Annotated in this window: 19 protein-coding genes; 12 read left to right on the forward strand and 7 right to left on the reverse strand. The window is 49.6% G+C overall.

The window, feature by feature from the left end; genetic code table 11:
- From C7A19_RS14850 to C7A19_RS14865, 4 genes are all read left to right on the forward strand, one after another.
- Positions 1-469, forward strand: a 469-nt coding sequence (locus tag C7A19_RS14850) for an Hcp family type VI secretion system effector (protein WP_235614324.1), incomplete at its 5' end; no start/stop codon positions are given.
- 123 nt (positions 470-592) lie between these two features.
- A complete protein-coding gene (gene tssI / locus C7A19_RS14855; protein ID WP_116645296.1) occupies positions 593-2,539 on the forward strand; it encodes a type VI secretion system tip protein TssI/VgrG in 1,947 nt (648 codons plus the stop codon).
- Between the two features lie 35 nt (positions 2,540-2,574).
- Entirely contained in the window at positions 2,575-2,859 is a 285-nt protein-coding gene (locus C7A19_RS14860; RefSeq protein ID WP_077459223.1) for a type VI secretion system PAAR protein, read from the forward strand.
- Complete coding sequence (locus tag C7A19_RS14865; RefSeq protein WP_116645297.1) at positions 2,843-3,949, forward strand: sel1 repeat family protein; 1,107 nt, start codon at positions 2,843-2,845, stop codon at positions 3,947-3,949. Before C7A19_RS14860 ends, C7A19_RS14865 begins: the two co-directional genes overlap by 17 nt.
- A 56-nt stretch (positions 3,950-4,005) precedes the next feature.
- On the opposite strand, the gene C7A19_RS14870 is transcribed toward C7A19_RS14865, so the two are convergent.
- Both C7A19_RS14870 and C7A19_RS14875 read right to left on the reverse strand, forming a co-directional pair.
- Positions 4,006-5,394: a diguanylate cyclase gene (locus C7A19_RS14870; protein WP_116645298.1), complete on the reverse strand. Its 1,389-nt coding sequence runs from the start codon at positions 5,392-5,394 to the stop codon at positions 4,006-4,008.
- Positions 5,395-5,487: 93 nt separating this feature from the next.
- Positions 5,488-6,372, reverse strand: coding sequence for an aspartoacylase (locus tag C7A19_RS14875; protein WP_077459220.1), 885 nt, complete (start codon positions 6,370-6,372; stop codon positions 5,488-5,490).
- Positions 6,373-6,594: 222 nt separating this feature from the next.
- Here C7A19_RS14875 and C7A19_RS14880 point away from each other — a divergent pair, with 222 nt between their 5' ends.
- Positions 6,595-8,025: a 6-phospho-beta-glucosidase gene (locus C7A19_RS14880; protein ID WP_116645299.1), complete on the forward strand. Its 1,431-nt coding sequence runs from the start codon at positions 6,595-6,597 to the stop codon at positions 8,023-8,025.
- A gap of 138 nt (positions 8,026-8,163) precedes the next feature.
- Here C7A19_RS14880 and C7A19_RS14885 read toward each other — a convergent pair whose 3' ends face one another.
- The 3 genes from C7A19_RS14885 to C7A19_RS14895 form a co-directional block, all read right to left on the reverse strand.
- Positions 8,164-8,703, reverse strand: coding sequence for a histidine phosphatase family protein (locus tag C7A19_RS14885; RefSeq protein ID WP_116645300.1), 540 nt, complete (start codon positions 8,701-8,703; stop codon positions 8,164-8,166).
- Positions 8,704-8,894: 191 nt separating this feature from the next.
- Positions 8,895-10,628, reverse strand: a complete 1,734-nt coding sequence (locus C7A19_RS14890) for a GGDEF domain-containing protein (RefSeq protein ID WP_155522577.1) — start codon at positions 10,626-10,628, stop codon at positions 8,895-8,897.
- Positions 10,629-10,730: 102 nt separating this feature from the next.
- A complete protein-coding gene (locus tag C7A19_RS14895; protein WP_162300287.1) occupies positions 10,731-11,795 on the reverse strand; it encodes an ABC transporter substrate-binding protein in 1,065 nt (354 codons plus the stop codon).
- A 208-nt stretch (positions 11,796-12,003) separates the two neighbouring features.
- On the opposite strand from C7A19_RS14895, the gene C7A19_RS14900 reads away from it, so the two are divergent.
- The 4 genes from C7A19_RS14900 (at position 12,004) to C7A19_RS14920 (ending at position 14,870) form a co-directional block, all read left to right on the forward strand.
- Positions 12,004-12,390 (forward strand): hypothetical protein, encoded by a 387-nt coding sequence (locus tag C7A19_RS14900; RefSeq protein WP_069360849.1) that lies wholly within the window; start codon positions 12,004-12,006, stop codon positions 12,388-12,390.
- Between the two features lie 57 nt (positions 12,391-12,447).
- Positions 12,448-12,804: an NADH:ubiquinone oxidoreductase gene (locus tag C7A19_RS14905; protein ID WP_069360848.1), complete on the forward strand. Its 357-nt coding sequence runs from the start codon at positions 12,448-12,450 to the stop codon at positions 12,802-12,804.
- A gap of 49 nt (positions 12,805-12,853) precedes the next feature.
- Entirely contained in the window at positions 12,854-13,408 is a 555-nt protein-coding gene (locus tag C7A19_RS14910) for a GNAT family N-acetyltransferase (RefSeq protein ID WP_346330223.1), read from the forward strand.
- 157 nt (positions 13,409-13,565) lie between these two features.
- Complete coding sequence (locus C7A19_RS14920) at positions 13,566-14,870, forward strand: MFS transporter (RefSeq protein ID WP_077599722.1); 1,305 nt, start codon at positions 13,566-13,568, stop codon at positions 14,868-14,870.
- Positions 14,871-14,933: 63 nt separating this feature from the next.
- On the opposite strand, the gene C7A19_RS14925 is transcribed toward C7A19_RS14920, so the two are convergent.
- Entirely contained in the window at positions 14,934-16,604 is a 1,671-nt protein-coding gene (locus C7A19_RS14925; protein WP_077459212.1) for a methyl-accepting chemotaxis protein, read from the reverse strand.
- Between the two features lie 390 nt (positions 16,605-16,994).
- Here C7A19_RS14925 and C7A19_RS14930 point away from each other — a divergent pair, with 390 nt between their 5' ends.
- From C7A19_RS14930 to C7A19_RS14940, 3 genes are read left to right on the forward strand one after another with little or no spacing between them, the layout of a single operon-like run.
- Positions 16,995-17,738: a 5-oxoprolinase subunit PxpA gene (locus C7A19_RS14930; RefSeq protein ID WP_116645304.1), complete on the forward strand. Its 744-nt coding sequence runs from the start codon at positions 16,995-16,997 to the stop codon at positions 17,736-17,738.
- Positions 17,735-18,430: a 5-oxoprolinase subunit PxpB gene (gene pxpB, locus C7A19_RS14935; RefSeq protein WP_116645305.1), complete on the forward strand. Its 696-nt coding sequence runs from the start codon at positions 17,735-17,737 to the stop codon at positions 18,428-18,430. The genes C7A19_RS14930 and pxpB overlap by 4 nt, the downstream gene beginning before the upstream one ends.
- A complete protein-coding gene (locus C7A19_RS14940) occupies positions 18,415-19,365 on the forward strand; it encodes a biotin-dependent carboxyltransferase family protein (RefSeq protein ID WP_116645306.1) in 951 nt (316 codons plus the stop codon). The genes pxpB and C7A19_RS14940 overlap by 16 nt, the downstream gene beginning before the upstream one ends.
- A gap of 73 nt (positions 19,366-19,438) precedes the next feature.
- Here the strand turns inward: C7A19_RS14940 and C7A19_RS14945 are convergent, their stop codons facing one another.
- On the reverse strand, positions 19,439-21,268 hold the full coding sequence (locus C7A19_RS14945; protein ID WP_116645307.1) for a DUF3413 domain-containing protein: 1,830 nt from the start codon (positions 21,266-21,268) through the stop codon (positions 19,439-19,441).
- Positions 21,269-21,309 lie beyond the last annotated feature (41 nt).

Below are 21,309 nucleotides of genomic sequence, written 5' to 3' on the forward strand. Positions count from 1 at the left end.
CACTGCTGGTGCTTGCACAGCTGATTCAATCGGTGATGCATTCGTTGAAGGTCATGAAGATGAGATGCTGGTACAGCAGTTTGATCACAATGTCACGGTTCCAACTGATCCTCAGTCTGGTCAGCCATCAGGACAACGTGTCCACAAGCCATTCAAGTTTACCGTGGCATTGAATAAAGCTGTTCCATTGCTTTACAACGCGCTGTCTTCAGGCGAAAAAATGTCTACTGTGGAGTTAAAATGGTACCGCACGTCGATTGAAGGTAAGCAAGAAAACTTCTTTACTACCAAACTCGAGAGTGCGTCGATTGTTGACATCCACTGTGAAATGCCACATTGCCAAGATCCGGCTAAATCTGATTTCACTCAGAATCTCACCGTGTCGATGTCTTATCGTAAAATCACCTGGGATCACGTTAACGCGGGTACGTCAGGCTCAGACGATTGGCGTAAGCCTATTGAAGCCTAAGGGCTCATATGTTGCGTCGGCATATTGCCGGCGCTTCATCATTTGTCTAGCGAGCTTCAGTCATTAATCTGAGGAGTGCTAGACAAGTGTTCACTTTTGCGGGAACAAGGTTCGGGAGAGATCATGGCGAAACTACGTTTTGAATTTAGCGTCGAGGGCTTAGAGCCAGACACGTTTGTGGTCAGAGAGTATCAGGGCAATGAATCTCTCTCTGCTGCGGCGTTTGATCAGCAAGCTTGCAACGGGTTTCGTTATTCGATTGCATTGGCAAGTCGCGATCATTCCCTAACCCCTGACCAATTAGTGGATTGCCAAGCAACGCTCGCTCTCTATCGTAATGAGCAGTGTGAGCGTCGCGTCAGTGGTATTGTTCGCCAATTCTCCCAAGGCGATATTGGACACCACCACACTTACTATGATGTTGAACTGGTGCCTGAGCTGGAGCGCTTGTCACTACGGCACAATAGCCGCGTTTTCCAACATCAAACGGTCCCGCAAATCATCTCAGTGCTGTTGCAGGAAATGGATATCACGGATGTCGGTTTCGGGTTGACAAAAGAATATGCTGAGCGTGAGTTTTGTGTTCAGTATCGAGAAACAGATCTGGCGTTTTTCCATCGAATCGCCGCAGAAGAGGGGCTCATCTACTGCTTTTTATGGAAAGAGGGAAAGCAGCTTTTATACATTACTGATTCACCTTTCGCTCTCCCAGCTCTAGAGCAGCCGATTGCCCACAACGCGCAGTCAGGGGCGGTGGTGGATGAGCCGTATATCCGTGCGATAGAAAAACGCACGCGCATTGTTCCCTCGTCGTTGGCAATGAAAGACTATAGCTTTAAAAAGCCGAGTTATAGTTTTTTGCAACAAGTAAACACGGCAGGCATCGATTATCAACGCCAAGATTATGAGGTTTATGATTTCCCAGGCAGATATAAAGATGATGCCCAAGGCAAACACCTAGCGCAGGTACGGCAAGAATTTCTGGTGCGTGATAAAGTCACCGCGGACGGAAAAAGTAATCATTTTCTTGTACAGGCGGGGCATGCATTTGAAATGCAAGATCATCTCGACCGTACCATGAATCAAAAATGGCAAGTGGTGCGCGTTCAGCATTACGGCACCCAGCCACAAGCGGTCGAAGAAGAAGGCTGTTCTGGCGCTACCACTTATCATAATCAGTTTACCGTGATTCCGGCCTCCACCTCGTGGCGGGCAACCCCGCACCCTAAGCCACAGGTGGACGGCCCCCTTATCGGTATTGTCGTCGGCCCCGAAGGTGAAGAAATATTCTGTGATGAGCATGGTCGGGTGAAAGTGCATTTTCCATGGGATCGTTACTCAAATGGTGACGAACAAAGTAGCTGTTGGATTCGCGTTTCTCAGGGCTGGGCCGGCAGCCAATACGGCATGATGGCGATTCCACGTATTGGGCATGAGGTGATTGTGTCGTTTTTACATAACGACCCAGATCAGCCGATTATTACCGGACGCACTTATCACGCAACAAATGTACCCCCTTATACATTGCCTGCAGATAAAACTAAAACCGTGTGGCGCAGTGAATCGCATCAAGGAGAAGGGTATAACGAGCTAACATTCGAAGACCAATCGGACAGCGAGCAAGTGTATTTACATGCACAGCGTGATTGGCAATCCGATGTCGAAAATGATGTCATTACTCAAATAAGGCATGATGAGCACCAAAAGACGGCTCATGATTCTTTCTCTAAAGTGGGGAATAACCAACATGTTACCGTCGATAAGCAAGCAAGAGAGCGAGTGAAAAAGGACGCCACCTTTGAGGTTGATGGTGGTATTCATGAAAAAATTAATAACCGTTTCGCGGCCACCGCCGGACGTGAGGTACATCTAAAAGCGGGCACAAATGTCGTGCTTGATGCGGGTACAGAGATTACCGTATCGGCCGGTGGTAGCGTCATGAAAGTGGATGCTGCAGGCGTGCACTTATTAGGGCCTGTGATAAATCTCAATGCAGGTGGAAGTGCGGGGAGTGGATCGGGTTACCAAGGTAAACAACCGGCCTCACCACGCGCAGTGAAGAAGCCCTAATCATATTCGCAAGTTCATAAGAATCGAGGAAAACTATGCCAAAAGCTGCACTGGTTGGCCATATTGGTACCGCCCATGATGGCTTTCCGCCTACGCCCATTACAGCGGGTTCACCAACGGTAAAGATTGATGGGATCCCAGCGGTACGCAAAGGCGACCCACTGGCCCCTCATAGTAAGCCTAAGCATCCACCGCATGGTCGGTCAGTAAATGCTGGGTCTGGTAGCGTCAACATTGATGGAAAACCGGCAGCGCGAATTGGTGATGCAATAAGCTGTGGCGGCGTCATTTCAGGAGGTTCGAGTGTCAACATTGGTTAAGTCATCACAATTAAAAGTCAGTTTTTGTGCTCTTTTGCTTGTTATCAGTGGACAGGCTTTCGCCGAGCAGGTTGAAATAGAGGCGACACCGTTTGTGTCATTGGAGCCAGTAGAGAAAATTGCCGATGACTATGATATTCAGGCGATGACACCGGAGTCCCTATTTGAACATGGCCGTTTGTCGCGTGCGCAATTCCATTATCAACGCGCGGAGAAGTATCTGCGAGCGGCTGCCGATCAAGGTAATGTGCCTGCGGCTTACTTGTATGCAGTGTTGGTGAGTGATGATGGCAAGAAACTCGCGTATTCTCCGGAGGCGCAGCAATATCTCACTCAGGCTGCACGAGAAGGCTACATTCCAGCCATGAAGCTATTGGTTGAAGAAGGTGAGTGGTTGTCAGCTAACCATCGCACGATATGGCGTCACAAGTACGAAGAGGCCTTGGATGCCTGGTATAAAGACGCCCCTGAAGAGGCTGCCTTTAGTTTATACCAATACACCGCTTCCACCGATAAACAAAAAGCTGAGGTCTATCTCGAAGAGGCCATTGCGGCAAACGATGTCGATGCGCTATTACACAAAGCATCACAAATAGAAACGGCGCAGCGTGGCTTTTATCTTTTCCCCAGCTCTCGCCTGGATGCAGCTGCTGAGGTAAAAAAGCAAATTGCCAATGCTGGGGGGATTCCCGGAACGAAGAGTTTATACCGTGACTTTATTCGCCGTGGCGAAACCCCTAAAGCCGTTGAGTGGCGTGAAAAAGCGATAGAGCAGGGCGATCTCATGTCTTTGGCTGCGTTAGGTCGCGTATATACAACAGATTATGCACCCGATGATGAAAAGTATATGGATGGTTTGGTGTACCTTTCCGCGTACCTGGATGTAGTTGGCCAAGGGCGATTTGTTGATTTAAGGGATCAGGCAATGGCGCAGTTTGAGCTGGCGTCTTCTCGCGTGTCTAATGAGGTCCTGAAAGATGTGGAGAAAAACGCGGCAGAGCTGCGGAAAAACCACACCTTCTTTTACTACGATCGATATTGGCAAAAAACAGCCACAAACACAGAGCAAGAAGCCGATCCAACAAGCTAGCTGGGCAGAGGTTTGACAATCTAGCTCCGACGAAGATTTTAGCGGCTGCCATCGAATCATTGCTTTTCGATTCGATTGCGGCCGTTTTCTTTGGCGAGATAGAGCGCGGTATCGGCACGTTGAATGATGCTGTCTTGTGTATCACCTGCCGAGAAGCCCGTATAACCGATACTGATGGTACAGCGTATGGTTTGTCCGTCGACGTGAATTTCTTCACCATGTACGCGCTCCACCAAACGTTTTAGTACAACTTCCGCACCACTTAAATCTGTTTCAGGAAGCAAGCAGAGAAACTCTTCTCCGCCCCAGCGGCCGTATATGTCATTGGTCCGTGATTCTTCCCGTACAATATTGCCAAAGCGTTGTAAGGCGATATCGCCTGCCCGATGACCATAGGTATCATTTAAGCGTTTGAAATTATCGAAGTCTACGATCGCCAGCGTTAAGGGATTGTTGTACCGTTTGCAGCGTGCCAACTCCTGAACGAGAGCATTGCTGAGATAGTGGCGGTTATAAAGTTGCGTCAACGAGTCAGTATTTGCTTGTATCTCGAGCAATTGCTGTGCCTGCTCGAGTGCTTCCCAATCCCGTAGACGCGCCAGTTCATGGCCGACCCATTCAGCAAAGAGTCGTATTAGTTCGTAGTCTTGTGAGACAAAGGGGCGAGTGGGTTCTGGGCTTGAAAAATTTAACGTGCCATAGCGTTCGCCATCAATAAAAATGGGGGCACCGATATATGCTTCGAGGCCGAAGTGTTCGTAGCAGGGATGGGTTTTGATATCGCTTTGCGAAACATGGTGGAAACCTTGCGCCTCATTAGTCTCGTAGACGTGATAACAGTATGTTTCTTTCAGATCAAACACCTGCCCAGACTGCAGGGCGTTGTCGGGATGCTGCGCGTATTTTATGGTATAACGCTGGCCATTAATTTGGCTTAGTATGCCAATAGGCAAGTTAAAGTGTTTACACCCGAGAGAGAGAATGCGCTCCACGCGGCGGCAAAAATCTAAATTGCGTGCTGAAGTGATTGAGTGGAGCTGGTTGAGAGCGGATTCTACTTCTACGCGGGTGCTAATGTCTTGAATAAAAGCCACGTACATGGTGACAACTTGCTGCTCATTGCATACTGGCCCACCATGTGTTTCACCTAAAAACACATGGCCATCGGCGGTTTTATACCTCACCACATAAACGTCATAGTATGTTTGAACTGAGTGTGTATTAAAACGATCTTTGCCCGTCGCGGTAAAGTCTTCTTGTTCGGCATAAAGAATGCGCGTGCTAGCGCCTTTGACATCGGCTAGGCTGCAACCGAACAGAGCTTCTGCTTGTGGGTTAAAAAACTGGATACGGCGATCTGTGTCGGCAATAACAACCGCCGTATCGAGATGGCGAAAAAGCGAGGGCAGTATGGCGGTAATATATTGGTCATTGGACTGGTTCACTACTGGACTCTATACGGCTGTTTAGTTTACTTTTAAGCGTAGTACAAATCCCAGAAGCTCGTGCTCGCTGAGCGTGTGAGGCTGTGAAACGGGTTATACTGTCAAGGTAAACACGTTGGCCATCGACATCGCAATATTGTTATCGTAATAGGCTGCTTCATTAATGAAGTGCGGATAGGCCGTGTAGTCGCCTTGCCATGTTAATTCAGTGCCATCAAAACACATAAACAAGGGTTCACCGGGCTGTATTGGCTGAAAGTCTTTGTCTTGAACGTGCTGGTGCACCATACCAATTCGCTCTCCATGCGCATTTTGTGGCAAATGCAGTGTCTCTTTGTAACGGTAGGCGGTGATGCTTTTAGGCAGCGCTGGCACCTTATCAATATTAAACAGATGCACGAAGTCCAAAATGTGTGTTGTCATTTCTTGCATCGATTCCATCACATCATGACGTAGCACCGATTGGGGCTGTGGACCCACTTCAACGATCACACCTTGCTTGCCGATTGAGCATAAAAACGCGTGCTGAATAGGTTCAATATGATCTTCGACTAAGATGATGGCATCGGGCATACGCTCGCTAATGTAAGCGGCGAGTTGCTTATTGAACATATCAAGTGTCAAGAGTATCAGTGTGGGGCCCATGTTGCTGGTGGTGTTATGCAGGTCGATAATAAAATCGACACGCGGATCCCCTTTTGGGCCTAATTGTTGGTTAAGGGCTTTAGCGCGACTTTGCTCGTAGTTTGCCAAGCTGTAGTCAGCCAGCAGTTTAGGATCGAATTGACGGTTAAGATCGCAGTCTACATAGCGTTTGTTGGCGCTATAAGCAGAGGGATTCGCAAACACATGTTCGGTGGAAAAACTATCGCGGGCTGTGATTGCTGGGTTGGATTGCCACTGTTTCAGTGCGTAAATACCGCTAAACTCGTTACCATGGGTACCACCAACAATAGCAACGTTACTAAACCGACTCATGAAAGCTCCTGATAAGTGAAGAATAATCGCATGGACTTGCCTATTGAGACAGCTTAGCACTAACCACTCGATAGGTTAATAGCATAATTTTTCTTTATTAATGCTTTTCTATTCACTTGATCGCGAGTTGGTAGTGGAGGTCCTATGCTTTTTCGAGTCAGTTCACACTTCAGCTGAGTGGAAATCGTTAGCCTAGCGGAAGACGATACAAAGAGGTGAACAATGAAAACGGTATTTCCTGAGCATTTTTTATGGGGTGGCGCGGTAGCGGCTCATCAAGTTGAGGGGGGATGGGATTGCGACGGTAAAGGCGTCAGCATTGTGGATGTGCTGACCAAAGGTGCCCATGGTACACCGCGCAAAATTACCCAGCGGGTGGAAGAACATCAAGCCTATCCAAACCATAATGCTGTGGACTTTTATCATCGCTACCGTGAAGACATTGATCTCTTTGCGGAGATGGGTTTTAAGTGTTTTCGCACGTCTATCGCGTGGTCGAGAATATTTCCTCATGGTGATGAGCTTACGCCAAATGAAGCGGGCCTTGCCTTTTATGATGACCTTATTGACTACCTATTAGAGAAGGGGATTGAACCTGTCATTACGCTTTCTCATTTTGAGATGCCCCAGCATTTGGTGACGCAATACGGAGGCTGGGCGCATCGAGATGTGATTGAGTTTTTCGTGCGTTTTTGCGAAACAGTAATGACGCGCTATCGCGACAAAGTGACTTATTGGATTACCTTTAACGAGATCAACAACCAGCTCAACTGGGATTATCCGCTATTTGGCTATTGTAATTCAGGTGTGATTTTTACCGAGCACGATCATCCCGAGCAGGTTCTTTATCAGGTGCTACATCATCAATTCGTTGCCAGTGCCAAAGTGGTGTCTCTAGGGCATGTGATTAATCCGGATTTTAAAATAGGTAGCATGATCCACATGATGCCGTTGTATCCGGCAAGTTGTCACCCTGATGATATGCTGGCGTCACAGCAAGCGATGCGTGACAAATATTTATGCAGCGACGTACAGGTCAGAGGCCACTATCCTCACTATATTTGGCCGCAATGGGCTGAGAAAGGCATTGAGGTCAAAATGCAGGACGATGACGCGTACATCTTGGAAAACGGTCGAGTAGACTTTCTAGCGATCAGTTACTACATGACCAACATTGTCGATGCCAACCCGCCAGAAGAAGATGAAAATGCTTTATTTAGCGCAAGCCGATTGAATCCGCACTTACCGGCTTCTGATTGGGGCTGGCAGATTGATCCCAAAGGTCTACGTTTTGCGCTCTCCGAGCTCTATGAACGCTATGAAAAACCCATTTTTGTAGTGGAAAATGGCCTTGGCGCGACAGATAAGCGTGAAACCTCAGGGGAAATCAATGATGATTATCGCATTAGCTATTTGTCACAACATATCGAGGCACTCGGAGAGGCCATTTGGCAAGATGGCGTTGAGGTGATTGGTTACACGCCATGGGGTTGTCTCGATTGCGTGTCCTTTACCACGGGCGAATACCGCAAGCGCTATGGTTTCATTTACGTTGACCGTCACGATGACGGCAGTGGTGACTTTTCTCGTCATCGTAAAAAGAGCTTTTACTGGTATCAAAATGTGATTAAAAACAATGGCTTGACCGAGTGATGGCTTTGGTCGAGTCGTGGTAAGACGAGAAGGGACGCCTATTGCGTCCCTTTTATAATTATCGGTAAAGTCATTGCATCGAGGTATGCGATTTTTACCTTTTTTAGCGCGTCAAACCTCGCCCGCTAAGGGGAGACGTTAGAGGTTGGGTTGGTAGTCGACCTCAATCACTTCTCCATACTCAATCCCCTGCTCACGATAACCTACTAAGCTCTCAATCACGTTAAAATGCGCGATAACCGCAATCGTATTGTAGTCTTGATAGGTATCGAGCACAGATGTCACTCGGCGATACAACGCGGTCGCGGACTCATAACCTGCATTGGTCACTTCATTTCCATTGGCAAACAACTCGCGATACTCAAGCCAGCGTCTATCACGTTCTGAAAGGGGGATATAGCTCCCTTTGACATCCGCTTGCCACTCGCGGAGATCATGCTCGACAAACAGTTCTTTTTGCAATTGACGGTTGAGGATTTCTGCTGTTTGTAAGGCGCGTGTGTAGGGCGAGGAGAGGATGATTTCCGCTTGTTGTATACTCGGGTGATTGGCTAGCGATTGAATGGCCGGAATACACGCACGTTGGAGTGGCGCATAGTCTTTTTCCAGTTGGCTCATTTGGCGAGCGTCGGCCAATGAGTAATCGGTTTTTCCGTGACGGACAAAGACGACTTTCATAGGGCTTCCTTTTCTGCGTCTACAGCGTCTGAAGCGCTGCTGCTTGGGTCAGTGACATTTTATTATCCGGACAATGAGGCGGCCCCCGCTTAGGCAGGTGGCCGACATATCGCTGACGAGGGTTGTAGCATACCGTCATCGGACTGTCATGACTCACGTGTGGCATTGACAGTAGGGCGTGAGCAAGCTCGCTATTTTTCCGCTGTTTGGTCAAGGATCCTAGTTTGGTCGCGACCTTCCTCTTTGGCTTGGTAGAGACGTTGGTCAGCCATCTCAAGCAGGTAAGAGTCAGTGGTCTCACGAGTCGGTAGGGTGATAATGCCACCGATGCTGACAGTGATTCTGTCACCATCTGGGTTTTTCTTATGCTCGATATCAAGCTTGGCAATTTCAGCGCGAATGGTTTCGGCTAGTTGAGTTAGCTTGGCGGCATAGCGTGTGGACAGCGTAATCGCAAATTCTTCGCCTCCAAACCGGGCAACCGATCCTTGATAGCGCTCGGTTTGTGTGAGTAGCACGCGCGCGATTCGGGTGAGAACGTCATCGCCTTTTAGGTGACCATATTCATCGTTATATGCTTTAAAGTGATCGACGTCAATCATCATGACGGCGACAGGTAATCGGCTGGCGATGCCATGCTGGATATGATTTTTTAGCTCACGCTTGAACGGTCTTCGATTACTTAATCGAGTTAGATCATCGGTTTCTGCTTGGACTTTCAACTTTTCATTGGCGACAATCAGCTCTTCTTGCAGCTCTTCCATGGCGTAATGGTTCCGCTCGCGGATCATGACTTCACTGATGGCAGTAGCGAAACGTTTTAAAAGCAACGTTTTATTGTTATCCCAGATGAAGGGTAAACGGCGATTTGCCACTGTAATCATCCCAAAGCTTTTTCTACCGTCGGTCAGCGGAAAAGCGGCAAACGATAAAATATGCCGTTGGCGCAACCAAGAGCGCTCGTTCGTTGCATCATCGCCGAGTTGGCCGACATGGGGCACGACCAGTGCGTCGGTATCAGCCAGCCACCGTTTTATCATATGCATATCGCTTAAATCGACGGTCTGGGGCGCAAAATCAATCTCTTGTGGCCAATAACAACGGCGTTCAGCGCGGAATGCGTCAAAGGCATACCAACCAATGGCCTCAACACCGAGTAATGACGCCATATCGGGAAAAATTTTCTCTACGTTTTCGGTAATATATTGCGAGTCTGCGCGTAAGAATTGAATTGAAATATCAGCGAGTAACGAGCTAGCGTTTGATTGCCAATTGAGTGCCTTGGTGCGTTGCTCAACTTGCTCTTTCAATAAAGTTTGATGTTGGCGAAGTTCACGCTCTGTCACGCGTTTTTGTAAAAAGTCGTCTCTGATACGCGATTGCATCGCATTGATTGAGCGAGACACTTTGCCTATTTCGTCATTACGTTGAATCAACGAGAGTGGCACACTCGTTTGGTTGGTCTTGTCAGTTTGGTAGTAATCCAGCGTATTTGATAGTTGTTGGAGGGGGCGCGAGCACAGCCGATGGATGACCCACAGAATGAGCAGGGTAATGAGCAAGGTTTCAGTAAAATGGACGATAGCGACAGGCACGGTGCCCGTGAAGGCATCGCGTTTAATCGCACTGCGATCGAGCACAATGTTCAGGGTGCCAATATTGTTCCCTTGAACGCTCAACAATGACTGATGATTGGCGTCACAATCCTCACTGCTACTATTGACTTCAGTGATATGTGTGCCATCAAAACCTTTTACCTCAACGCGACAAATGGTGGGGAGCATCGATAACCCCTTTACACTGCGGCGTACAAGCTCTAAATCAACGACCCACAAGGCGTGGCTAATCACGCGAGCCGAGTTATGGCTCCGGCTCTCTACCAGCTGCGTGGTAGCAGCCAGTGTGCGTTGGTAGTTTATGTACATCTGCGTTAGTGTACTCCCTACCGCAAAAAGTAAGCTGATCGCGAGCACAACGAAGGCGACGCGCGCTTGAAGACCGCGTAAGTTTACATCGCGTTTTATCACTTAGTTATCCATTTTCGTTGTGGTTGAATGACAATGGCTTTCAATCCCTTTCGCCATGTTCAAAAACGAGATTTGATCCCACGCCTGCTCGCGCAACTGTAGGAAAAAAGCGGAGCCAGGTTCAATTAAGTGAAATAACTGTCCAGTGCATTGCTGTGGTAACGACCAACCTTTATCGTGAGCGTAAATACGGCTCAATGCAAGGCCAGCGGCTTCAAAGTGCCCGCCCCCAAGAGCGGAAATGTCGCCTTTTTCTCGCAAAGAAAGCACCCGCTCGGAGGTATTGACCGTGGCAAAATAGATGTCATCGCCAGGCGTTTTTCCCGCTTGTCGTGCGGCTTTCATCGCACCAAATGCCATATGGTCGTTAGCCGTCCACACGTAGCGTACATTGGGATAGCGTTGCAATAAGGTATGCATTTGCTCCTGGCTGATGGACTCATCCCACTGACCATGAACGACTTGATGTAACGTAATGTCTGAGCGTTCAACGAAAAAGCGTTTGCCGCCTGCTTCGCGTTTTACGGATGCGGGGGTGGTGAGATCACCTGAAATCATGACGGCTTCGCCAGGGGCATTATCGCCTGCTCGCACCATGGCTTCGGCGATCGCATAGCCTATCGCATGATTATTGGGAATGATGCTTGGCAATAAGTATTGTTGCCAATGTGGATCTTGATAGAGTTTAGTTTTGGTCTGCTGATCGACATCATTCAAGATAAGTTGCACATAAATGGGATATTTGCTCAGTATGGGGAGTAGGTTTTTGGCCGCCAGCTTTTCATTCACAATAATAATGTAATCAGGGTGGGTCGGTTTACTCAAGGTAGCGGCTAGGATTTGACGCACCGCGAAGTGATTGCGATCGGCGTGACGAATCGTTAGATCCACATTCAATGCAGAGGCTGCGGCATTGGCATATTCATCCACGTCCTGCCAGAAGCTTTCCGTTGCATAACCAGGGTTAATAAATAATACACGCGGCTGGGCCTGTTCAGCGTGAGCGTGGATACTGAACAGCATGTATACAGAAACAACACACCACAAAACCAGTCTTCTACACATGTAGGGAAGGCTCCTCTCCATTTGCCATCTGTGTTAAGGATAGCGCATATGTATACGCTTGATTGCGGTAGGTTTATCATTGTCTGTCATTGGTTTAGATTGCCGCTGCTTGACACATAAATTTTATTGGGCAAGCGAAAGCTTATACGGCATCATAGCTGTGTAGACTCGCGTGCCAGTCCATGGCGAATAAAATGAAAATAATGTAATGAAATCTTACTACGATAAGAAGAAATTTAAGCGGCATTTTCCGATGGATTTTTATGGCGAGAGTGAAGGCTGGCAGTTTGCAGTGCGCGCCTTGTCTCCCGCGCAAGTTTTATCGGCGAAACGTTGGGTAGCACGATTGAACTGTCGTCGCCGAGACTTTCGGCTCGTTGACTTGGCGATTGACTGCTTCCACTTTGTGAGTGGCGGCAATGAGCAGATGCGTTTCACAGGGGTGGATTTGGGCACTAAAGTGAGTATCCGCCGGCAAGGGCAGATCGTCACTGTCGACGCGCTTAATCACCGCTATGGTGCTTTGATAGCAAACGTCCAGTCGTCGATTTCAACCGCGTGCATAGAGCCTGCAAGCAAGGTCGCACTCTCTTAAGAGGCTTGTTTTTGGCGGTTTGCGTCAGTGCCATACTGAGAAAAAAGGTGGGAACTCATGACGTTTATTGTGATTATTGTGCTTAGCATTCTAGGTGGATTGTTGGCGGGTGAGCATTTCCATTCTTATCTTCTTGGCTTGGGCGTCGCCAGTACAGCGGTGGGGGCTTGCTATTGGATCACGTTTCGTAGCAGCCATTACCCGCAGTTTGCTTTATTTTTGTTGTTGCTCGGGGTGGTCGCTAAAATTGCCGTGACGGCCGCGGGTGTATTGCTCGGGTTAAAACATGCCTTGATCACCTCGCCTTTGGTCTTTTCGCTTTCGTATTTATTTTTCCTGTTTGCCTCGACCTATTGCTATTTTCGCTATCGTGAATATTGGCTCACGCGCTTGCGCCATAGAGATTTGCAGTAACGGGGTCGGCGGTGTGCAGTGTGATCCTTAACGAAGAACGGTATTGGTGATGTATTCAACGGCGCGACTGACGCTACGCGCATGGCAAGCGTCCGATTTGGCCCCTTTTGCGGCACTCAATCAAGACCCAGGCGTTATGCGCTATTTTCCCAGCGTGCTCTCACGCGCCCAAAGTGATGCGATGGCGGCGCATATTCAATCCAAGCTGGCGGATAATGGGTTCGGATTTTGGGCGGTAGAGCTGACGGCGACACGCGAATTCATTGGCTTTGTGGGGTTAAACCGGCCCACCTTCGACCTCGGCCATCAGCCGTTTGTTGAAATTGGTTGGCGTTTAGCGTCGGCATATTGGGGGCGAGGCTATGCCACTGAAGCGGCACAAAAAGCACTTGCCATCGGCTTTGAGGACGTTGAGCTCCCAGCGATTTACGCATTTACCACCGAGAATAATCTGCCCTCACAAGCGGTGATGAAAAAACTCGGGATGACACCGGCTGCTCCCTTTACCTTTTCTCATCCTCATTTGGCAGCAGATCATCCGCTCGCAAAGCATGTCTTATACGCGATATCGAAACCCAGCTGGCAGGCAGACCATGCTGATTAATCGCCAGTACGATACGTAGGGGATACAGTATTTAAAGCAATATATTCAGGTTTCAACACGGCGGTCTTGGGTTCGCCATGATGAATACTATCACGTTGATTTTGCCGTGCCTTGTCAATAAGGCCAGACTAAAAAACAAATAAGATGGGGAGCAAGTGTGCACAAACTCGCGGATGACTTACACCAAAAGCTTTTTAATGAAGAAGATGCGCGTGCCTGTAAAGACATTGATGGCAGTGCGTGTCGTGAAGTGCCGGGCAATTTTTTCCGCATCATCGTCAGTCAAGGACTCACCAAAATTGGCGACGCGGTATCTAACCCGAAAATTGTCTTGCCAGCGCTGCTCACTGCAGTGGGCGCCCCGTTAGCGTTAATTGGCTTATTGGTACCTATTCGCGAGGCAGGCTCGTTAGTGCCTCAGTTAGGTATCGCCGGTTATGTCCGCCAATTTGCGGTACGTAAGTGGGCATGGGTGGCGGGCTCTGTCATTCAAGGGGCGTGTATCCTAGCAATGGCGATCGCCGCGTTGCTTTTAACCGGTCAAGTAGCTGGCTGGAGCATTGTTGGCTTGCTGGTAGTATTTAGTTTGGCGCGAGGCCTGTGCTCAGTTGCCTCCAAAGATGTGTTAGGGAAAACCATTCCTAAGCCGCAACGAGGACGCTTGAATGGGTGGTCGTCAAGCTTGGCGGGTGCGGTGACGATTGCTGCCGGTGTGGGTTTATTTAGTGTTTCTGATCAGCAACATGTGTGGGTTTATTGCGCGCTGTTGGCGTTCGGCGCAGTACTTTGGTGGATTGCCGCGGCGGTTTACAGTCAGGTTGATGAGTACGAAGGAGCCACTGAAGGCGGTGCCAATGCGCTGACGCATGCGCTTTCTAAACTGCGTTTATTGGTGGATGATAGACGCCTACGCCACTTTGTGATCACGCGTTCACTGTTACTCTGCTCGGCCCTATCTGCGCCTTATTATGTACTGTTAGCCAGTCAGCATAGCCAAGCGCTGGCGATTACCACCGCAAGCTTTGTCGCGATTAGCGGTATCGCAAGTTTGTTGTCGGCTCCTTTTTGGGGGCTGTTTGCCGATCGCTCCAGCCGCCAAGTGATGATAATGGCTGCGGTGGTGACGGCGTTATTGGGGCTGGTGGTAGTGAGTATTAGTCTCTGGTATCCCGCGCTTTTTTCTTTGGCGTGGGTACTGCCTGGCGTCTACTTTGTCCTGACCATTGCTCACGAGGGTGTACGCCTTGGGCGTAAAACCTACATTGTGAACATGGCCGAGGGCAATCAGCGCACCGATTATGTCTCGGTCAGCAACACCTTGATTGGTTTCGTGCTCTTATTCATGGGCGGTGTCACGGCATGGTTGAGCCAGTGGGGATTAATGGTAGTGATTGCAGTGTTATCGGCGTTGGGTCTACTGGGTGCATTGATGGCGCGCGCACTGCCAGAAGTAGAAAGATAAGTCTGCGGACGGAACATGAAAGAGGCGCTGCTCACCAGCGCCTCTTTCATCTGGTGTTGCCGGTTAGACTTTAAACTGGCTCACTAGTCGTTTGAGCTCCTCGCCTGTCTGATTCAAGTCAGTCGCCGCTTGTGCCGAGTCATTACTGGCGTTAAGTAACTGGCTCACAATGTCGCGAATCGATACCAGATTACGGTGAATGTCTTCGGTCACTGTGGTTTGCTCCGACGCAGCCGAGGCAATATAGCTGGTCATGTCATTGATTTGGGTAATGGCATTACTTACCGAATCAATGCCACTACCAATTTCGTTAGATGCCTCTGAGGTTTGTTGGCAAGTATCATTACTTTGCTTCATTCCGTCCACAGCCTGATTAACGTATGACTGTAGCTCATCCAGCATTTCGCGAATTTCGTGAGTGCTCTTTTGCGTGCGGCTTGCGAGAGTTCTCACCTCATCAGCGACCACCGCAAACCCGCGACCCTGTTCGCCTGCACGCGCGGCCTCAATGGCAGCGTTAAGTGCCAGCAAGTTGGTTTGTTCAGCGATATCGCCAATCACAGAAAGCACGCCGGTAATTTTATGGGACTGCTCATTCAGAGAATCCACATGGCTGCTGGAGGTGTTCATTTGCTCAACCAGCGCTTGCATCGAGGTGATCGAGAACTGGACTTTTTCTTGGGCGTGACGCGCATCATCAGTAGCAGCACTGGTGGCATCAGCCACTTGGGTGGCGTTCTGAGACACCTCCTGCGCAGCCGAGCTCATTTGGGTAACAGCGGTGACCACTTGCTCGGTCTCGTTATCATGAGTTTGTAATTGCGTGGCAACCATTTGGGTTTGCTCGTCAATTGTGCGTGCGGTGTGGCTCACTTTCTCCGTGACATCGACCACGCTGCGGATGGTGGTTTGCAGCTTGTCGATAAAGCGATTAAACGCATCCCCAAGCAGCGCAATTTCGTCACTGCCTTTAATTTTCAGGCGTTGGGTTAGATCGCCATCGCCGTCGGCAATATCATTGAGGTTGTCCAGCATGTCTTTCACTGGTGTTGACATCCGTTGGGCAACAAAGGCAACCGCAACAAAGGTAACAACTAGAATAATGATACCTGCAATGATCATTCGAGCAGTTTGTGCCGCTAATGCCTCTTCTGCATTTTCCCGGAAATCGGCAACGCGCGCCTCAATATCGTCAATGTAGGCCCCCGTTCCCAACATCCATTGGCCGTTATTAACCATGTCGGCATAGCCAATCTTTTCGATCAGTTCATCGGTACCCGGTTTTTGATAGAGGTAGGTGAAGGAGCCATCGCCACTTTGCGCCGCGTCGAGCAGGCCTACAATAATTTTGTTGCCCTTAGGATCAGTAAGATTAATCAAGGACTGGCCTTCTAGCTCTGGCTTTAAGGCATGGAATACGTTATTGCCTTGTTTATCGTAAATGTAAAAGTAGCCTGCCTTACCAAAGGTCACTTCACGAAGTGCGTCTTTGACATTTTGTGTGGCATCGCCGCTCGCTTGCTGTGCGTTTTTTACCACAGTCGCGGCAATTTCTGTGGCTTCGCGAAGCTGCATTTTTCGCTCATCGATCAATTTGGTTCGAAAAGTGGCAATGTTCTCTTCGACCAGCTCACGCTCGTAATAGGTAGTGATAAACAAAGTCACCAGAATGGATAAGATCAAAGGGACGATGGCAAGCACTAAGAGCTTTCCGCGCAGCATTAACTTCAACATACCGGATACCTTGTGTTAATTGTGGTTTCTCGTTTGCTCAAGTATGGAAGATATCCTTTCCGTTTGCCGCGCAAAAAGCCCTTTTATTTGATATGGATTAGGATGCATCCTGTAATCTATTATGTGTGCCTACATATCTATACAGGAATGTTTTTGTTAAACATCTGATTAATCGACGATTAATGATTAATTTGTTAGGGATGTGTTCACTCCTCTGATCTCTAAAAAATAACCTTTGATTTAGTGGAGTATTCTATCTTTGTCTGTTTTTATAGGCTTAATTTGTTCTTTTATAGATAGTAAGTGCTACGGGAGTGGGTGATCATGAGTCCGAGTTGTGGTGGTTTATCCGTGGGTTAAAAAGCCGTAAGGTAAAGCAAAGTCATTGAAATCGAGGGAATGATGAAACTAAACGCAGACATGGGTGAAAGCTTTGGTGCGTGGACAATGGGAATGGATAGCGCGCTGATGCCATGGATTGATATGGCCAATATTGCGTGTGGTTTTCATGCCTCTGATCCTGATGTAATGGCGGCCACGGTGGCACTCGCAGTACAGCACAATGTGAGTATTGGTGCTCATCCCGGCTACGCCGATAAGCAGGGCTTTGGCCGTCGTCATATTGATCATACCCCAGCACAAATTAGTCACCTCGTTCGCTATCAAATCGGCGCATTACAAGGGATCTGTGCACGCTTTAATGCGAGTCTTGATTATGTGAAGCCCCATGGTGCGCTGTATAACACCATGATGGTGGACAATGATTGCTTTGAGGCGGTGTTGGCTGCGGTGGCTGATACGCTGCCCAATACGCCATTAATGGTACTGGCACTGCCTGATAACCGTCCGCATCGCCAGCTTGCCCAACAAGCCGGTGTACCGCTGATTTTTGAGGCCTTTGCCGATAGAGCCTATCTGGCGTCAGGACAATTGGCGCCGCGCAGTCGACCGGGCGCTGTGTTAGATGACGCCAACGCGATGATTGCCCAAGTGTTGCAGTTATCTCAATATGGCACAGTGACAACCCTCGAGGGACAAACGCTCTCGCTTTCGCCGGATACGGTGTGTGTGCATGGAGATAACCCACAATCGGTCGAGGCGATAAAACAACTCAGAAAGGCCTTAACACCATGACACTCAAGGTTGAGCAGGTCAGTGAAACCACGGTAATGATCCGGTTGGGCAATAAGATCGATCTTGTCTTAGTTCCACAGTTATCCGCGCTGTGTGAGCGAATCCAGCAACACTTTGGCCGTGGTGTGGTTGAGTTAATTCCCGCCTACACCAGCGTTCTGGTGGAAGTGAATGTTCGCTTACTCTCGCCAGAAACGTTGAAAACCTGGGTGATGAATCAAGGCGACTCATTGCGAGTCACCGACAACGCCGTGGGCGGAAAACACGTGTCGTTGCCGGTGTACTATCACCCCTCGGTCGGACCCGATCTGGCTGCGGTCGCCGAGTTTGCCGGCGTGAGTGAACAAGAGGTGATTGCGCGACACAGCCAACAAACTTACACCGTTTGTGCGATTGGTTTCGCGCCCGGCTTTGCCTTTCTTGCGTCGGTGGATGAGACCATAGCCATGCCACGTCATACCACGCCTCGTCATCAGATCCCTGCCGGCAGTGTGGGCATTGCACAACAGCAAACCGCGGTGTATCCGGCAGCGTCACCCGCAGGCTGGCAAATTATTGGTAACTGCCCCAAGGAGCTATTCAATCCCCGTCAATCGCCCATGATGTCGTTTGATGTAGGTGATACCGTCCGTTTTGAGCCGATATCAGAGTCTGATTACCGCGCGGCAGGAGGTCAATGGTGGCAGGATTAACGGTGCTTGATCCCGGCGTATTGAGTTTGGTGCAAGACACAGGGCGCTATGGGGTGGGCCAGCTTGGCTTAAGCCAAGGCGGGCCGGTCGATTGCCATGCATTTGCTTGGGCGAATTATTTACTCGATAACCCCGCGAATACACCGCTTGTCGAGATAACCATGGGCCGAGCACGTTTTCGTGCTGATCACGCGATGTCGATCGCCATCACCGGCGCAGACATGCAACCTTGTATCAATGGTCAGCGTGTGGGAATGTGGCAGACCTTGACGCTAAATGCGGGTGATGAATTGCGTTTACGCTACGCACGCCGTGGCTTGCGGGCCTATCTCGCGGTGCGTGGCGGGTGGACGGTCGATGGCGCATTTGGCAGTGCCGCGACGGTGATGCGCAATCAACTCGGCGGCCTCCATTCCGGGTTAGGCGAACAGGCGGGAGGCATGGCGCTCACCAAAGGAGATGTGTTGCCTTGTCGACCGCATGCGCTGTTGCCAAGAGTGCGCGGTGTGCCGACACGCTTTATTCCTGACTACAATGCCCTGACCCCACTGGCGCTTGTACCGGGGTATCAATTTGATAGCTTTAGCTCCGAGGCGCTAACGGCATTTTTTGATGGTGAATACACGGTCGATCAACACAGTGATCGTATGGGCGTGCGGCTCAATGGACCGAGCGTCGTGAGCAAGCAACCGGGTATTGTCTCCGAAGGCATTGCGCTCGGGGCCGTGCAAGTGCCCCCTGACGGTCAGCCGATTGTATTACTCAACGATCGGCAAACACTCGGTGGTTATCCTAAGCTTGGCTGTTTAACTCGTGCCAGCTTGAGCATGTTGGCGCAAACGCGACCCGGTCAGGCCGTGCGTTTTTATCCGGCGAGGCTGGCGGATGCATCGGCGCAATGGCAAGCGTTTGTGCAGTTTTTTGACTGGCTGTAGTCCGAAGAAAAACGGAAAGATGAGCCTCTGGAAAACAGAGGCTCGTGAAGGGTAGTCACGCGCAAACAGTGGACTAGCGGAAACGGCTAATTTGCTCGAGGGCTTTTTCCATTTGCGCAAAGTCAGGTGATGCGTTTTCTATGGGTCGGTTGGTGTTATCCATGTATTGATATTGCCCTCCCGCACCCACTTCTAAAATGGTGTCGTCGGTGACTAACGCATAGCCGCTGTAGTTTGACGATAACACCCAATCTTGCCCGGGGTTGGGTGCAAGCAAATCATGACCAATCGCGTAGCTGGCCGGATCGGACGTGACGCCTAAATAATGCTTCATCAGGGTGGGCGCTACATCTTGGTGGCTGGTCAGCCGCTTGCCAGTATCGACTTGTTTGGCATTGATGCCGGGGCCTATCATCGCGAAAGGCACGTGAATTTGTGGGTCAGTAAAATTGCTGTTGTGACCCCAAAAATTCAGTTGGTTGTCATTCATCTCTTGTCCATGATCGCCAGTGAGCACCAGCAGAGTATTGTTGAACTCTCCGCTTTGTTTCAGCTCTTCAACCACTTGGGCAACCAAACTATCAACGTAACGTACGCTGGTCTTGTAGCGATTAAAAAACGGTGTCGGATCTGTCTCGTTGTCCAACTTGAGGTAGTTAACTTCATCCAACATCGGCTGATATTTGGGGGTAAAGTCCGCAGGAAAATCATAGCCATGTGGCGCATCGTAAAATAAAAACGAGAAGGTGGGACGATTGGGGTCACGCTGCTGGTGCCAACGGATCCAATCTTGGGTGAGATCCGCGTCTAGTTCGGCGGGAGAGTCGCCCTCAGAGCCGTTACGTAAATCGGACACCTTAGCAAATACGGTTTGATTGAATTCCGGCTTTTCCAATTGTGTCGCGGTGAACACACCCAGTTGATAATCGAGCGCCTGTAGGCGATCCATCAGCATCGGTGATTGCTGATTGGCAAGAAAGCTGTGCCAATAGGTGCCAGGCATGCCATAAAACAGGCCAAAAATGCCGGTTCGAGTGGCGTTCCCTGTCGCGAGATGATGTGAATAGGTACGGCCATCTTGCGCCAGTGCCCAAAGGTTGGGCGTGTTGTCGGCATTGAAGGTATCTGCGCGCCATGAGTCAACCACCAAAAACATGATATTCACCGGCTGCTCAACCTCCGTCGTACTCAGCGGGGAAAGAGGGTAGTTAAGGTCGGCTTCGCGATCCACATCCATGGCTTTTTGGCGCGCTAGAGCTTGTTCATCAATCCAGCCGTTTTTGCGCATCATACTGTTGGCGGTGGCTGGATAGAAAAGTGGCAAATAACGTTTCACCGTTGTCACGGGTTGGTACGCGTAGGCCGCGGCCCAAATATGAATCCCGTGGGTGGCGAGCAAGGTAAGAAACGTGAGCAGCGCGAATTTTTTGCCGACTTTGCGCTGCTGGGAAAAACGTGTCCGCGACAACCCAGTGAGCAATCCCCATTGCGCCGCGAGGCAGGCAATCACGCCCCCGATCACCATCAGCCAAGTAATGAGCGGGAAGCTAACGATCTGTCCGGCGAGGATCAGATCCAGCACCATAGCATTAATATGGAATCGGTATTGGGCAAACACGATGGTATCAATGAAAAGCGTGATCACACCCACCGAGGCAATCAAGGCGAGCAATGGTTGGCGCAACTTGGTTGGCAGGAGTAAAAGTGGAAGTGTCACCAAGCCAACAATGGCGGCGAGTAAGGCCATTTGGCTAAAGATACTGACCACGATAAAGGTGATGCCAAGTGGCTCAGTGGGAAAACTCGGTAGAAACGCAAAATAGCGGCTGGCTATTGCCATCAATACAAGGGCGTTAATGGCAATAAACCAGCTATGTGTTTGAAGTCGCGATTTAAAAGACATGGTTTCTCATCACAGTTGAGTGAATCAATCGGCAACGTATT

The sequence above is a fragment of the Salinivibrio sp. HTSP genome (assembly GCF_003390965.1).
Lineage (GTDB): Bacteria > Pseudomonadota > Gammaproteobacteria > Enterobacterales > Vibrionaceae > Salinivibrio > Salinivibrio kushneri.

Bases quoted from the DNA above. Each gene is read 5' to 3' on its own strand.
- tssI (WP_116645296.1), top strand. From the start codon at position 593: ATGGCGAAACTACGTTTTGAATTTAGCGTCGAGGGCTTAGAGCCAGAC.
- C7A19_RS14860 (WP_077459223.1), top strand. From the start codon at position 2,575: ATGCCAAAAGCTGCACTGGTTGGCCATATTGGTACCGCCCATGATGGC.
- C7A19_RS14875 (WP_077459220.1), bottom strand. From the start codon at position 6,372: ATGAGTCGGTTTAGTAACGTTGCTATTGTTGGTGGTACCCATGGTAAC.
- C7A19_RS14880 (WP_116645299.1), top strand. From the start codon at position 6,595: ATGAAAACGGTATTTCCTGAGCATTTTTTATGGGGTGGCGCGGTAGCG.
- C7A19_RS14885 (WP_116645300.1), bottom strand. From the start codon at position 8,703: ATGAAAGTCGTCTTTGTCCGTCACGGAAAAACCGATTACTCATTGGCC.
- C7A19_RS14890 (WP_155522577.1), bottom strand. From the start codon at position 10,628: ATGTACATAAACTACCAACGCACACTGGCTGCTACCACGCAGCTGGTA.
- C7A19_RS14895 (WP_162300287.1), bottom strand. From the start codon at position 11,795: ATGTGTAGAAGACTGGTTTTGTGGTGTGTTGTTTCTGTATACATGCTG.
- C7A19_RS14900 (WP_069360849.1), top strand. From the start codon at position 12,004: ATGAAATCTTACTACGATAAGAAGAAATTTAAGCGGCATTTTCCGATG.
- C7A19_RS14905 (WP_069360848.1), top strand. From the start codon at position 12,448: ATGACGTTTATTGTGATTATTGTGCTTAGCATTCTAGGTGGATTGTTG.
- C7A19_RS14910 (WP_346330223.1), top strand. From the start codon at position 12,854: ATGTATTCAACGGCGCGACTGACGCTACGCGCATGGCAAGCGTCCGAT.
- C7A19_RS14925 (WP_077459212.1), bottom strand. From the start codon at position 16,604: ATGTTGAAGTTAATGCTGCGCGGAAAGCTCTTAGTGCTTGCCATCGTC.
- pxpB (WP_116645305.1), top strand. From the start codon at position 17,735: ATGACACTCAAGGTTGAGCAGGTCAGTGAAACCACGGTAATGATCCGG.
- C7A19_RS14940 (WP_116645306.1), top strand. From the start codon at position 18,415: ATGGTGGCAGGATTAACGGTGCTTGATCCCGGCGTATTGAGTTTGGTG.
- C7A19_RS14945 (WP_116645307.1), bottom strand. From the start codon at position 21,268: ATGTCTTTTAAATCGCGACTTCAAACACATAGCTGGTTTATTGCCATT.